This is a genomic window from Streptomyces sp. NPDC057253 (genome assembly GCF_042669125.1).
Taxonomy (GTDB): Bacteria; Actinomycetota; Actinomycetes; order Streptomycetales; family Streptomycetaceae; genus Streptomyces.
Map to the genome: position 1 here is coordinate 1 of NZ_JBHUXV010000010.1, position 11,890 is coordinate 11,890.

At 66.5% G+C, this 11,890-nt stretch carries 19 protein-coding genes and 2 pseudogenes; 1 reads left to right on the forward strand and 20 read right to left on the reverse strand.

What is annotated here, in order from left to right; genetic code table 11:
* Nucleotides 1–9: 9 nt before the first annotated feature.
* The 13 genes and pseudogenes from ACFULQ_RS07395 to ACFULQ_RS07455 form a co-directional block, all read right to left on the reverse strand.
* Nucleotides 10–327, reverse strand: a pseudogene (locus tag ACFULQ_RS07395) (alpha/beta hydrolase); the annotation flags it as partial.
* Nucleotides 315–2,213 carry a recombinase family protein gene (locus tag ACFULQ_RS07400; protein WP_383539921.1) on the reverse strand — a complete coding sequence of 633 codons (1,899 nt, stop codon included), beginning with the start codon at nucleotides 2,211–2,213 and terminating at the stop codon, nucleotides 315–317. The gene ACFULQ_RS07400 and the pseudogene ACFULQ_RS07395, both read right to left, overlap by 13 nt.
* A 237-nt stretch (nucleotides 2,214–2,450) precedes the next feature.
* On the reverse strand, nucleotides 2,451–2,732 hold the full coding sequence (locus ACFULQ_RS07405) for a hypothetical protein (RefSeq protein WP_383539440.1): 282 nt from the start codon (nucleotides 2,730–2,732) through the stop codon (nucleotides 2,451–2,453).
* 23 nt (nucleotides 2,733–2,755) lie between these two features.
* The gene (locus ACFULQ_RS07410) at nucleotides 2,756–2,905 is read right to left on the reverse strand and encodes a hypothetical protein (RefSeq protein ID WP_383539443.1); all 150 of its coding nucleotides are present in this window, start codon (nucleotides 2,903–2,905) and stop codon (nucleotides 2,756–2,758) included.
* The gene (locus ACFULQ_RS07415) at nucleotides 2,902–4,380 is read right to left on the reverse strand and encodes a hypothetical protein (protein WP_383539446.1); all 1,479 of its coding nucleotides are present in this window, start codon (nucleotides 4,378–4,380) and stop codon (nucleotides 2,902–2,904) included. The genes ACFULQ_RS07410 and ACFULQ_RS07415 overlap by 4 nt, the downstream gene beginning before the upstream one ends.
* Before the next feature lie 12 nt (nucleotides 4,381–4,392).
* Nucleotides 4,393–4,878, reverse strand: a complete 486-nt coding sequence (locus tag ACFULQ_RS07420) for a hypothetical protein (RefSeq protein ID WP_383539448.1) — start codon at nucleotides 4,876–4,878, stop codon at nucleotides 4,393–4,395.
* Nucleotides 4,875–5,849 carry a hypothetical protein gene (locus tag ACFULQ_RS07425; protein WP_383539451.1) on the reverse strand — a complete coding sequence of 325 codons (975 nt, stop codon included), beginning with the start codon at nucleotides 5,847–5,849 and terminating at the stop codon, nucleotides 4,875–4,877. Before ACFULQ_RS07425 ends, ACFULQ_RS07420 begins: the two co-directional genes overlap by 4 nt.
* Before the next feature lie 174 nt (nucleotides 5,850–6,023).
* Complete coding sequence (locus ACFULQ_RS07430; RefSeq protein ID WP_383539453.1) at nucleotides 6,024–6,404, reverse strand: hypothetical protein; 381 nt, start codon at nucleotides 6,402–6,404, stop codon at nucleotides 6,024–6,026.
* A 36-nt stretch (nucleotides 6,405–6,440) separates the two neighbouring features.
* Nucleotides 6,441–7,142 (reverse strand): hypothetical protein, encoded by a 702-nt coding sequence (locus tag ACFULQ_RS07435; protein WP_383539456.1) that lies wholly within the window; start codon nucleotides 7,140–7,142, stop codon nucleotides 6,441–6,443.
* A gap of 21 nt (nucleotides 7,143–7,163) precedes the next feature.
* Nucleotides 7,164–7,523, reverse strand: a complete 360-nt coding sequence (locus ACFULQ_RS07440; protein ID WP_383539459.1) for a thermonuclease family protein — start codon at nucleotides 7,521–7,523, stop codon at nucleotides 7,164–7,166.
* Nucleotides 7,523–8,014, reverse strand: coding sequence for a hypothetical protein (locus ACFULQ_RS07445; RefSeq protein WP_383539461.1), 492 nt, complete (start codon nucleotides 8,012–8,014; stop codon nucleotides 7,523–7,525). Before ACFULQ_RS07445 ends, ACFULQ_RS07440 begins: the two co-directional genes overlap by 1 nt.
* Before the next feature lie 17 nt (nucleotides 8,015–8,031).
* A pseudogene (locus ACFULQ_RS07450) lies at nucleotides 8,032–8,247 on the reverse strand (transglycosylase SLT domain-containing protein); the annotation flags it as partial.
* Nucleotides 8,248–8,722: 475 nt separating this feature from the next.
* A complete protein-coding gene (locus tag ACFULQ_RS07455) occupies nucleotides 8,723–9,520 on the reverse strand; it encodes a CHAP domain-containing protein (RefSeq protein ID WP_383539464.1) in 798 nt (265 codons plus the stop codon).
* A gap of 117 nt (nucleotides 9,521–9,637) precedes the next feature.
* Here ACFULQ_RS07455 and ACFULQ_RS07460 point away from each other — a divergent pair, with 117 nt between their 5' ends.
* The gene (locus tag ACFULQ_RS07460; RefSeq protein ID WP_383539467.1) at nucleotides 9,638–9,799 is read left to right on the forward strand and encodes a hypothetical protein; all 162 of its coding nucleotides are present in this window, start codon (nucleotides 9,638–9,640) and stop codon (nucleotides 9,797–9,799) included.
* Here the strand turns inward: ACFULQ_RS07460 and ACFULQ_RS07465 are convergent, their stop codons facing one another.
* From ACFULQ_RS07465 to ACFULQ_RS07495, 7 genes are all read right to left on the reverse strand, one after another.
* Complete coding sequence (locus ACFULQ_RS07465; RefSeq protein ID WP_383539469.1) at nucleotides 9,800–9,991, reverse strand: hypothetical protein; 192 nt, start codon at nucleotides 9,989–9,991, stop codon at nucleotides 9,800–9,802.
* Nucleotides 9,991–10,182: a hypothetical protein gene (locus ACFULQ_RS07470; protein ID WP_383539471.1), complete on the reverse strand. Its 192-nt coding sequence runs from the start codon at nucleotides 10,180–10,182 to the stop codon at nucleotides 9,991–9,993. The genes ACFULQ_RS07465 and ACFULQ_RS07470 overlap by 1 nt, the downstream gene beginning before the upstream one ends.
* On the reverse strand, nucleotides 10,172–10,375 hold the full coding sequence (locus ACFULQ_RS07475; protein ID WP_383539473.1) for a hypothetical protein: 204 nt from the start codon (nucleotides 10,373–10,375) through the stop codon (nucleotides 10,172–10,174). Before ACFULQ_RS07475 ends, ACFULQ_RS07470 begins: the two co-directional genes overlap by 11 nt.
* A gap of 1 nt (nucleotide 10,376) precedes the next feature.
* Nucleotides 10,377–10,847, reverse strand: a complete 471-nt coding sequence (locus ACFULQ_RS07480; RefSeq protein WP_383539475.1) for a hypothetical protein — start codon at nucleotides 10,845–10,847, stop codon at nucleotides 10,377–10,379.
* A gap of 18 nt (nucleotides 10,848–10,865) precedes the next feature.
* Nucleotides 10,866–11,186: a hypothetical protein gene (locus tag ACFULQ_RS07485; RefSeq protein WP_383539477.1), complete on the reverse strand. Its 321-nt coding sequence runs from the start codon at nucleotides 11,184–11,186 to the stop codon at nucleotides 10,866–10,868.
* A 3-nt stretch (nucleotides 11,187–11,189) separates the two neighbouring features.
* On the reverse strand, nucleotides 11,190–11,444 hold the full coding sequence (locus tag ACFULQ_RS07490; RefSeq protein ID WP_383539479.1) for a hypothetical protein: 255 nt from the start codon (nucleotides 11,442–11,444) through the stop codon (nucleotides 11,190–11,192).
* 143 nt (nucleotides 11,445–11,587) lie between these two features.
* Nucleotides 11,588–11,884 (reverse strand): stage V sporulation protein S, encoded by a 297-nt coding sequence (locus ACFULQ_RS07495; RefSeq protein WP_383539481.1) that lies wholly within the window; start codon nucleotides 11,882–11,884, stop codon nucleotides 11,588–11,590.
* Between the last annotated feature and the right edge of the window lie 6 nt (nucleotides 11,885–11,890).

Genomic DNA, 11,890 nt, shown 5'->3' on the forward strand with positions numbered 1-11,890 from the left:
GCGTACCGCTTACGGCTTCGGCGTGGCGTGCGGGGTGCAGGTCACGTCGGCCGCGTCCAGCTTGCCGGTGAGCAGGTAGGTGTCGACCCGCGTGTTGATGCAGGGGTTGGTCAGGCCGGTCACACCGTGGGAGCCCGCGTCCTTCTCGGTGATCAGGCGGGAGCCCTTGAACCGCTTGTGCAGTTCGACGCCGCCGTCGTACGGCGTGGCCGCGTCACGCTCGGACTGCACGATCAGCACGCCGGGCAGGCCCTTGCCGGTGTGGACCTCGACCGGGGTCTGCTGCTTGACCGGCCAGGTGGCGCAGGGCAGGTTCAGCCAGGGGTTAGTTCACAGACATCAGCATCCTGGCTCGTGCCACCCATCTCCGAGAACTTGTAGAGCCGGGGGTCGATGTTGCCGATCACTTCGAACGGCGGCAGCGGCGGCGTACGAGGCGGTGCCGGCCTCAGCAAGGGCTCAACGATGCTCTCCCACGCTCCACCCTTCCAGGCCCTCCAGCGGGCGCGCAGCGCCTCCTTCGGCGGGAAGTGGTCGGGCATCTCGTCCCAGGGACAGCCGGTACGCGCCTTGTGCAGCAGCCCTTCGACGAGCAGTCGGAGATCATGGCTGTTCTTCGTGACGCGGAAGGCTATCCGCGGCCGAACTTCCTCCCATAGTTCGTCGGTCATTTCGACGGGGAGGACACCGCGTTCGTCGAACCACTTCTCGATGTCGGCGCCCGGACCGAAGCGACCTTCAAGGGGTACGGGGCCGAGCAGCCTCACCTTGATGTCGGCCAGGTCCAGGACTTCGGCCTTGTGGCGGTCCGAGAGCCCCTTGAGGTTGAAGGTGGCTGTCTCGACCAACTTCTCCAGTTCTTCGGCGCGCTGTGCGACCTTCTTGGCATCTTCGAGCATTGACTGCGCTTCGGCCCGGAGGTTGATCTTCTTTTCCTGGTCGGCTTTCAGTGTGGCCATGGCCTTGGCGACCTGCTCGGGGTCTACGCCGGCCTTGGCGAAGCCGAGGAGTTGGTTTGTGCTCAGGTCGTCGAGGGCCTTGATCTCCTTGTCCAGCTCGACGATTCGTTCCTCGTAGATGTGGGTGTAATCGGGGGCTTCGCCCTGCCACGTCTTCGCCAGTTCCCGGAGCTTTTCCTTGTTGTCGAAGAACTCAACGAGGCTGTCCCAGACCACCTTTTCCATGGCGACGGCGTCGATGACGCTGTCTCCGCAGCCAGCCCCTCCGGAGCATCGGTAGGTACGCCGCTGCTCGGCCTTCACCCAGACGCCGGTGTAGTGCTTCGAGCAGGTGCCGATGATGCGGGTGCTCAGGGGGTGGTACTTGTACGGGCCTTCCAGGGTCCAGCCGTTGCGCTTGAGGGCGGCCCGGACGGTGTACACGGTCTCCAGGGGCAGCGCGAGCGGGGTGTCGATGATGACGGTGGGGCCGTGCTTCGGCTGTCCGTCCTCGCCCATTACGGTGGCGCGGCGGCGTCGCTTGTTGATGACTTCGTCGGTGTTGCGGAAGACGACGAAGCCGTCGAGGGCGGTGTTGAAGAACTTGTGGCGGAGGTTGTGTCCGGTCCACTCGGCGCCGCTGCGGGTGGGCTTGCCGATGAGGTTGAGCATGTGGGCGGTGCGGTCGACGGAGTAGCCGCCCTCGACGATGAGCTTGGCGGCCAGTTCGAGGACGGCGGCTTCCGCGGGGTCGACGGCGAGCTTGGAGTTGCGGCTGCCCTTGTTCTCGATGCAGTAGCCGTAGGGCGGGGGTCCGCCGGTCCATCCGCCGACAGCGGCCTTCATGTTGATGCCGTTTTGGGTGCGCTCCAGGATGGTGCGCCACTCCATCTCGGAGAAGGAGGCGAGGTTCTGGAGGGCGACGGTGCCGTGGGTGGTGGTGGTGTCGATCTCCTGGGTGACGGAGATGATGGAGACACCTGCGTCTTCGAGGGCCCAGACCCAGTGCCAGAAGGCGCGACCGGTGCGGCCGATGCGGTCGAACTTGTGGACGGCGACGACGTCGATCTTCTTGGCGCGGACGTCGCGCTCCAGGCGCATGATCTCGGGGCGGTCCTGCTTTGCCCCCGACTCTCCGGCGTCCTCGTAGACCTCCGCGATCTCCCAGAGGATGTTCTTGTCGCGGTCCAGGATGTTCTTCTTGCCGACGTAGTCCTCGATGCCTGCGATCTGGACGTCGAGTCCGTAGCCGAGGATCTGGTCCTTGGTGGACACGCGCAGGTAGGCACCGACGCGCTTGATCGTGATCTTGGCGCGTGATGCCGAGTCGAAGGTACGGGGTATGGAGGGCGGCTTCAGAGAAACCGCTACCGTAGTGGTCAAGGTTGGTCTCCTCGCAGACTGACCGAGAGCCCTGGCGGTGTACGTGGCCCGTTCGCCGCCAGGGCACCCTTGTGATCAGTCGAGTATAAGAGGCCAACCGCCCCGCGTTGGGGGTCTTTTGCCTGGTCGTCAGGCTGCCGCTTGCTCCTGCTCGGGTTCGTCGTGTTCGGTGAACAGGATCGCGAGGAGGCGGTTGAAGCGGGCGTCGGGCATCTTCTCGTTGGTGTAGCGGAAGGTGACCTGTGCCGGCGCCGGCCGCGGCTGGAGTGGGACGACGTCCGCGAGCTTGTCGTTGATGGCGCGCTCCTTGGTCGTGCTGCTGGGTGCGGAGCCGCCGGCTGGGCGTGCCGGCCATGGGCCGAGGTGGGCGGCCTCAGCTTGTTGCTCATGTTCGCTGAACTTGTTGTTCAACTTATGCCACAAGTGCGGAGCGGTCAACCGATCTCGACGGTGCCGTCTCCCTCGCAGACGATGCAGGCGTCCATCTCGGGCCAGCGCCCCTTGCAGTGCGGGCAGGGGCGCTCGGTCGTATGACCGTGCTTGCTGGTGTCGTCCATGTCGGTCCAGTTACTCGTGTGGTTCATGCGGCCCTGTCCTCGATCACTTCGGCGTCGACGAATCCCGTCTCGATGGCGGCCCGCTCGACGGTCACGGGCTCGGGCAGCGAGCGGGCCCGTTCGCCCTCGTCGCGGCCGAACAGCCGGCTGATGAGGCCGGTCTCGGCGGCACCCTTCTGGGTGGCGGTGATCTTCACGGAGAAGGAGTTCTCCTCCATGTCCTCGACCGTCTTGAGCATCTTGTTGAAGCGGTCGAGTTCACCTGAGAGCACTGGATTGGTGATGCCGCCCTCCAGCTCTTCGGCGAATCGAAGGCTGAAGACGCGTCCTGCCTGCATTTCAAGGAGTGCGGCGGCGACGTCGGCGCGCTGGTCCTTGGTGCGGATCTCGACGGGGAGGCTGAAGGCGCAGGCTGATCCGGGCTGCACGGCGGGGCAACTGCTGGAGAGGTAGCAGCGGTCACAGTTTCGGACGCCGGGGTCGACGGTCTTGAGGACGGGCCTGCCTACGGTGCCGTCCTGGGCGGTCTCCTGGACCACTGCGAGGCCGGGGAACGGGATCTTCTCGCGTGGCGTCGCGACGGCTGGAGTTACTCCTGCGTGCCGCGCCTGCTGGGGCAGTCGATCAACTGCTTCGGGGGCCGGATCCGCGTTTTCGTCTGTATGCGTGTTTCCGGGGGCAGTTACTCCTGTGCCGTTGATGTGGTCGGTGAACTGCCTCCAGGACCACACGGACAGGCGCAGGACCTCGGTGGGGTCGTCGGCGATGACGGCCTCTGCGTCGAAGCCGGCGTCGGCGATGGCGTGCTTGTGTCGGGCGCGGGCCATGTCCTTGTAGCGGCGGGGGTAGCGGTGCAGCTCTTTGCCGGCCCAGACGATGGTGTCGCCGAACTGGCTCGGGGAGATCCATGAGGTGGAGGCGGCGCCGTACCAGTGGCCGTGCTCCAGGGCCGCCGTCTTGGTCATGCCGAGGCCGAACAGCTTGGTGTCGGTGGTCTTGGCGAGCTGGGGCAGCAGGTGTGCGACGTCAAGGCGGTCGGTGCCGGCCTGGGTGATGCCGACGTTGGCCCACTCGTTGCAGAGCAGTTCCAGTCCTTCGCGGCCGGTCTCCGGGTTCCACACCACGATGGCCTTGTCCCGTTGTGGTTCGAGCCGCTGGCGCTGCTCGCGGATCCATTCGTGGCCGAGCTGGTGGGCGTCGAACTCGACGAAGTAGCTCAGCCGGCTGAGGTTGTCGGCGATGAAGACGTCGTAGTAGTGCCCGGCGATGTCGAGCAGCTCGGCGTCGGTGAGGTCGCTGTTGGGCTTGGCGTTGATGGAGTGGCAGCCGGAGTCGATGAGGATCTCCGGGGCGTCCACGAACTTCTCGGCCAGGTCGTAGGGCTTGGTGAACTTGGTGCGCCTGCGCAGGCCCCAATAGGAGAGGGCCACGGTGGTGTAGCCCTCCTGGGCGAGCAGGCTGCGGTAGGCCGGGATCTCGCACCCGGCCAGGTACAGCTTCACGAGGGGTGTCTCCTACAGGGGGCCGGCGGTGCGCCGGGCGTCCTGGGCGTAGTGCTGGTCCTGGGCCTCGATCTCGGCGACGAGGTCGTCCCACGCGCGGGGCTCGCCGCGGTAGTCGGGCTTCCACTGGGGGCGGCTGTAGCGGGGGTGGCTGAACAGCACGGTGGTGTAGCCAGCGGCGAGCAGGTCGCTGGCCTGGGTGGGGTCGGCGACGACGACTAGGTCGACGTGGAGGTCCGCGCGGAGGGACTGGAGACCGCCGAGGAGGCCGTAGCGGTCGCTGGCGTAGGGCTTGACCACGCGGACGTGCTTGGTGAAGCCCTGGCGCTTGAGCCAGTTCTGCGCGAGCGTCTTCGAGGAGTTGAAGGAGTCGGCGTCGTCGGCCAGGTGCACGACGTGGGTTTCGGCGAGGCCGTGGTAGAGGAGCTGCCCGGCGGGGATGACGGCGTCGCTGTCGGGTCGCTTGAGGACACCGTCGATGGCGATGACGACGTTCACCGGGACCGCCACAGGGCCGCGTTGCGGAGGGCGAACTGGGCGGCGCTGATGGGCTGGCCCCAGGCGTCGCTCTCCACCTGGTTGTGGGTGGCGACCTGGACGTCCTTGATGGAGCGGAGCTTCTCGACGGACCCCGATTCCTTGGCGGCCTGCCAGCGGTAGTTGGCGAAGTCGCCGTATCCGGAGCCGCCGGGAGCGAAGGCTGCGCGCCTGCCGAGGTGGATGTCGTCGAAGAGCTGGGCGGCCTGGGCGACGATCGTCTTGAGCTGGGAGCCGGTGGTGACCCAGTGCCCGCCACCCTGTGGGGAGTGCTTCATCTCCTCGGCGAGGGCGTTGTAGGCGGTGACCAGGCGGTCGGCCTCGGCGGTGTCGCGGGCGGCTGCCTCGGTGAACTCCTGCGGGTACATGTCGCGGGGGTGGGCCGGCAGCTCGGGCGGACGGACGGTCCACTCGTCTTTGGTCAGGGAGTAGGCCGCGTAGGGGTGGATATTGCGGATGTCGCGGCTGTTGGGGTTGACGTAGTAGGTGACCTCGTACGTTCGGTCCCCGATTTGTGTCGTGGCGGTGTCGGGCCAGAGTTCTGCCTTGAGTTCCTCGTCGAAGAGGTCGGCGATTTCCTGCCTCGTCATTCCCGCGTAGTCGGGGTTGTACCAGCCGAAGGAAGAGAAGTCGACACCGATGAGGACGTCGAGGTCTCCATTTCCTCGGTCGGCGGCCCACTGGTAGCTGATGCCGGAGCCGGCGAGCCACACCTCACTCCACTGACCTGGGCCGTTGTACCTGGTGGACCAGAACTTGTAGAGGGTGTCGAGGAGCCAGTTTCGGACCTGGGGGATGATGCGGTCACCGTTGAAAAGGTTCGGGTCAAGGTGGTCAGCCGGGCTTGAGAAATAGCCGGAGGCGCCGACGGCGGACTCCATGATGGGCTGAGCGTTTTCCCCGAGACGACGGTAGAAAGAGTTCGTCTCCATATCCCGCACTCTACCGGCGATACGAAGAATTCAAAGGGGCTGCATTCCGGGCCCGGAAAAGGCGAAGGCCCCCCTTTTGATGGAGATTGGTGGTCTCCGGGGGGCCTTCCCTTGAGAGGAGAGAGCATCCCTCCGAGGAAGAAAGCTCAGCTCGTCTACGAGACTACACCAAGATCACAGCTTCAGGCTCTGGACGAGGGCGTTCGTACGCTGCTGCTCGGCCATGGCGGCGGTCATCTGCATCATCTGCTGGCCGGTGATCGAGGCGGTCTTGATCGCGATGGCGTCGTCGACCAGGACGTGGCCGGAGCGCTGGAAGTCGTCCAGGTTGGCCGGCCGCTTGATACGGATCTTGGTGTTGATGTTGGGCTCGGCGAGGACCTGGCCCTCGGGGGTGATGACGACGAGGAACGCGGTCTCGGCGAGCGTGCCCTGCGGCTCCTCGGTGATGCCCGCCTCCTCCCCCATCTTCTTGAGCTGCTCGCGCTGGGCGTCGGTCAGCTCCTCGACGGTGTCGGCGGCGGTCTTGGCGAGGGTCGACAGGTCAACAGTCACAGTGGTGCTCCTGGTGGTGGTGTGGGTGTGTGCGGGTCAGGCTGCGCGGCGGGAGATGCGGCCGTGCTTGCGCTTGAGGTCCTTCTGCCAGGCGGGCATCGCCTCGCCGAAGACGTTGGTGACGCGGCCCTCGACCATGCGGACGACGTAGCCGTCCTTGCGCAGAGTGAAGGGCTTGGTCACCGTGTTGAGGTAGTTGAGCTGCTCGCCGGCCTGCTGGTCGTCGAACCAGGCGGGGGTGACGAAGTCGCTGACGGCGACGGAGGTGCCGTGGACGACGATGTCGTAGCTGTCGCCCTGGACCGGGTCGCAGACCTCGTAGGCGATCTGGGCGCCGTGGTCGTTGGAGGCCCAGAGCTGGACGCGGGGGTCGCCGAGGGTTTCCAGAACCTCGTGGGAGAGGCAGGCGGATATGGAGACCGAGCCGGTGTGGGCGGTGCCGCCGTTGTCGAGGATGACGCCGGCGAAGACCTTGCCGTAGACGACGCCGCTGTCTTCGGTGTGGTAGCCGAGGGCACCGTCCACGTCGGGGGTGTCGTAGACGGTGATCACGGCGGTGCCCTTGGCCGGGGTCGGCGTGGCGGTGGTGAAGACGACCGCGGGTGCCTTGATGCCCCACAGCGGTGCGAAGTGGTCGCGGACCTGGTGGTTGACGGCCTGGGTGGCGAGGTCGATGTCGTGGTTGGTGACGCGCTTGGAGGCGTTGACGACGAAGACCTTGGTGATGGTCTGAGCCATGGGCGGTTCCTCAGCAGTGGATCAGGGACGGGGTCCGTGTCCGTCGTACGGCTTGGCGAGGCCGGCGATGACGAGCGCGGAGTTCAGGGAGTCGCTGGCGGAGGCAGCGGAGATGGTGCCGAGGTAACGGCCGTACTTCTCGCGGGCGTCGGAGTCCTTGGGGGTCTGCACCGTGGCGAGGGTGAATGCCGGCCCGTGGACGGTGGCCCAGTTGACGACGAACTCGCGGGCGTCCTTGCCGGGCTGGGTGTTCTTCTCGGGCGCGTTGATGCCGTAGAGGCGTATCCGCTGGTGGGTGGTGACCTCGAAGCCGAGGTCGATCTCCATGTCCACGGTGTCGCCGTCGACTATGTCGACGATGGTGGCGCGGTACTCGTGCATCAGCCTGCCTTGTCGTAGGCGGCCCGGCGCACGGCGTTGGCGACCGGGCAGAAGTGGCAGAGGTAGATGTCCTTCGAGGACCGGTACTTCGGCAGGCCGGCCACCTTGCGCTCGGCCGCGGTGTCCGGGGTCAGGCGCTTCTTGTCGGTGCACCAGTCGGAGCAGGTAATGGACCGGTTGTGCTGCTGCCAGCACGTCATCGCGTCTTCCTGGAAGGTGTTCTTCGCGTCGTAGAAGGCGGGGTCCAGGCCGGTGTGACCGGTGTTCTCGCGGATGCGCTTGATGATCTCCTCGCGTGTGGACGGGGAGTCCCAGTGGCGCTTCTCGACGCGGAGCATCGGGTGTGCGATGTGCGGGCTGCCGTCGGGGTTGCGGTGCCGCTTGACGAGGGTGTCCAGGAGGAAGTCCTGGCGGGGGTCGCCCTCGTAGTCGGGCAGCTCTTCCATGGACCCGCACGTCTTGCACAGCAGGAGCCGGATGTTCTCGGCCATGTGGTGGTGTTCCTTGCTCAGTACCAGTGGTGGGATTGCCAGAAGGCCCATGCGCCGCAGGGGCTGCCGTACCGTGCGTCCATGTAGGAAAGTCCCCAGCGGACTTGTGTCACGCCGTTGGTTCGCCAGTCGGATCCTGCGGAGGCGTATTTCTCTGCGGGAAGCGCCTGGGCAATTCCGTAGGCCCCGGAACTCGGGTTCGTGGCGAACGGGTTCCAGTTGCTTTCATGGGCGAACACGGCGTCGGCGCAGAGGAATTGCGCGGTGCTCAGGACTGACTTCGCGTACGCCCTGGGTGAGACGTAGGAGGGTCGTGGCGTGGTGGTCGCCGAGCGGGACGCCCTTGGGGTGGCGGTGCGGGTGGCCTTGGGCCGTGGCGGCGTGCTGGCCTTTGGCTTCTTGACCTTCTTGGTCTTCTTGGGCTTCGGCGTCTTCTTGGCCGGCTGGCTGCGCGATGGCGTCGGGGAGGCCGTCGGTGCGGGAGCCTGGGCGGTTTCGACGGCCTCTTGTCGCGTATTGGAGGCGATCGGCATGAGGGCTATCACGAGCGCTGCCGATATACACGACAATGGCCTGCGAGTCACACGGGAGTCCTCACCTTGGGGGCATTCCCGTCCGACGTTCCTCGCAGGCCATTCAGACGCTTCGTGAATAGTAACACGAAGGCCCCGAGAAACAGTTCCTCGGGGCTTCGTGGTGGCATGGCTATTAGCCGTAGGCCAGGGTGAACAGAAGTGCCCAGCCCTTGGGCCCGATTGCCGGGTCATAGGGCTTGCCGACGTCGTTCAGACCGTGCTTCGTGTTGAAGCCGGCGACGGCCTTCTGGGTCTGGGGACCGTAGTTGTCGGACAGGGTGATGCCCTGGCCGAGCCAGCCGGTGGCCTTCAGCGCCTTCTGGAGCGGCTTGGCCGACGGGGTCGACCGGTTGGGGGCCAGACCCTTGGGGAATGCCGGCGGGGTGTACTTCGTGGTCGGGGCCGGCGCCTTGCCGCCGCCCGTGCCGGTCGAGGTACCCGCGCTCTTGTATGCCGGCCGGCCGAAGCCGAGGACGTCGGAGCGGTAGCGGGTCCGCTCGTAGACGCCGTCGCCGTTGGACTGCGAGCCGGCGAGGCCGGAGCTGGTGTTGCCGCCGATGGTGGCGATCGTGGAGCCGGGGGCGGAGTCGGCTCGTGCGATCTCGACGTGGTCGGCGACGCCGTCGTCGTTCCAGTCGAAGAAGACGATGTCGCCCCTCTTGACCGCCTCGGTCGCCTTGTGCCACTGCCCGCGGTTCTTGAACCAGTTGACGTGACTGGGGCAGTAGGCGAACTCTCCGACGATGTCGGCGTTGCCGGAGGCGTAGCCGCAGTACGAGACGTACTCGTCGCACCAGGAGGCGTAGGCGAAGGAGGTGTCGTGGACGAGGGTGGCGTACCACTCGCCGAACTTGGTGTGGTTGTTCGCGCCTTCCTTGTAGCCCAGCCACTTCTCGGCTTCGGCCAGCAGGGCGTCAGGCGTGCTTGCCATCGGAGTGCTCTCCCGAGGGTGAGTGCTCCGAGTGGTGGTGCCGTGTTACTGCTTCATATGGTGTTCCGCAGGTGAATGTGTGTGTCCCAGCAGGCAGTTGGTCATATCCTGGCGGGCATGATCGATGAGGATGAAACGCCGGAGGACGTTGTCCGCGAAGCCTTCGCCCTGTCCTTGGACAAGGGACTGAACGCGTCGGACATTGCGCTCCTGCTCAACACGTGCTCGGTCCCACCGGTTCAGATCCGTGAGGGCCGCTACGTCTTCGTGGCCACCTGATCAGTAGCCCCGGACGGACCCCTGGCGTCCCTGCACGGACGAGCAGCCGTGAAGGGCGTTCCAGGTGCGGTCCATCGAGTCGAGGTCGTTGGAGGTGTCGCCGCCCCAGTTCGGATTGATCTGGCGAGAGCGGCCGTCGTCGAGGCCGTTGTCGAGGTCGCCGTTGAGGCTTCGCTGGTTGGGCAGGCCCATCAGATCAGCGCCTTTCCGCCGAGCTTGACGGCCTTACCGCCGAGCTTCGAGCTGCGGTCATTGAAGAGGCTCGCGAAGCGGTCCTCGGCTGAGGTGCCGGACATGTTGCCGCTGTCGCCGACGGTGAACTTCACGTTGTCGCCTCGGCCGGCACGGCGCCGGTCGAACATGCTCATGGGCTCACGGGCCACGCTGGTCTCCCTTGCTCATGCCGAGCACGTCGTAGATGGTCGGCTGCTGTGTGCTGGTCTTCGGGGCCGGCCGGGGCGGGGTCCAGCAGGCGGGTGCCTGACTGGCGAGGTAGGCGAGGACATCGCTGACCTGACGCTCGGGTTCGCTGGCCCACGGACTGGTGCGGTTGTAGACGCCGTCCTGGTTGAGCACGTCACTTCCAGGGGGATCGGAGGTTACGCAGGGCGGCCAGGCGGTCGGCGTCGGTCTGCTGCATGGCCCCGGTTCCGACGAGGCGAGTGTCAGCCGGCTGGGTACCGTGAGCCGTCCACTTCTTGCCGCGGGCCTGGTACTCCAGCGCTGTCATCGGGTTGAAGTCGGCCGGCCACAGGTAGTCCGTGGGGTCCATGCGCTCGCCCTTGTGGACGCCGACCGTGTAGTTCTTCTGCGCGGAGCGCATGGGCCGGCTGTTGAGCGACTGGTCGCCGAGGCGTTCGCTGCGGCTGTTGATGGTGCCGAGGTATCCGTCGGGGTACTCGGCGGTCGGCGTGCGCGGGGTGGCCATCATGCGTCTGGCGTCGAGGATGCTGCGGGCGCCGACCAGGTCGGTTCGTCCGCCGCCGCCGTAAGTGGGTGTTCCCGGCTGGGGGACGCCCATGGGCGCGACGTACTGTACGTTGCTCACTTCGCGTCCCCCGCTGGGCTAGTAGTTGAAGACCGGGTTGGTCTGGTGAGCGACGCCGGGACCGGAGGGGGCGGGGGCGTTTTCGCCTCGGGATTCGTTGTGTCCGCCGGTGAAGTGGGAGGCGAGGCCGCTGCCGGCTGCCTGGCCGGCGCCGTTGGCGACGCCTTCGGCTGCGGCCGTACCACCTGCGGCTGCGGCACCGCCTTCGGCTGCGGCAGCTCCACCAGCGGCGGCGCCGCCCTCGGCCGCAGCGGCACCAGCGGCTGCGGCTCCTGCCCCCTCAACGGCGGCTCCGCCCACGGCGGCTTCGAGCAGCGGTGCTGCAAGGAGGAACGCCATGCGTCACCGCCCGTCCGTGGTGAACTTCGACGGCAGAGTCTTGACGTTGCGGCCGGTGGCGGTCGAGGAGGCGGCGTTGGTGTAGTCGCGGTACACCTTGACGCCTCGGCCGCCGAGTGCGTTGCGGTTGAGGACGTTCGTGCGGTGGTTGGCGGTGGCCGGCTCGCCGGAGCCGCCCTTGGAGTTGCCGGACTTGCTGACGAGGGTGCCGGCCTCGGGCTTGCGGACGACGAAACTGGTCGCAGCGGAAGTCCCCATGGTCGGGAACTCTCCGCTGGAGAGGACGTTCTCTGACACTGTGCTCCTCGCGATATGCCGTGTGACGCAGTCCGGGCAGAGTGCGAGTGAGCTACGTGTGGTGGAACTGCCTCACCAGTTTATGGGCGATTCCGTATCGGGTGTTATGCGGCCTCGTCGAATACGACGAAGGAGAGGCCGGACACTTCGCCCTCGGGGACGGTCGCGGTGAAGAACGCCGGGCGCATGGCGAGGCGGTGTCCTCGGGAGCCGGCGTAGCCCTGGGCGATCGGGACGCTCTTGACGGCCTGGTTGATGGCCCCGGCGCCGATCGCGCGCAGCGTCACGTTCTTGCGGGCGTAGATGGCGTGAGCGACGGCGGCACCCAGGTCGGTGGCGCTGGTCGAACTCTTGACGAAAAACACGGCGTCGTCCGCGCCGGAATCCTTCTTGTTGTCCATATGCGG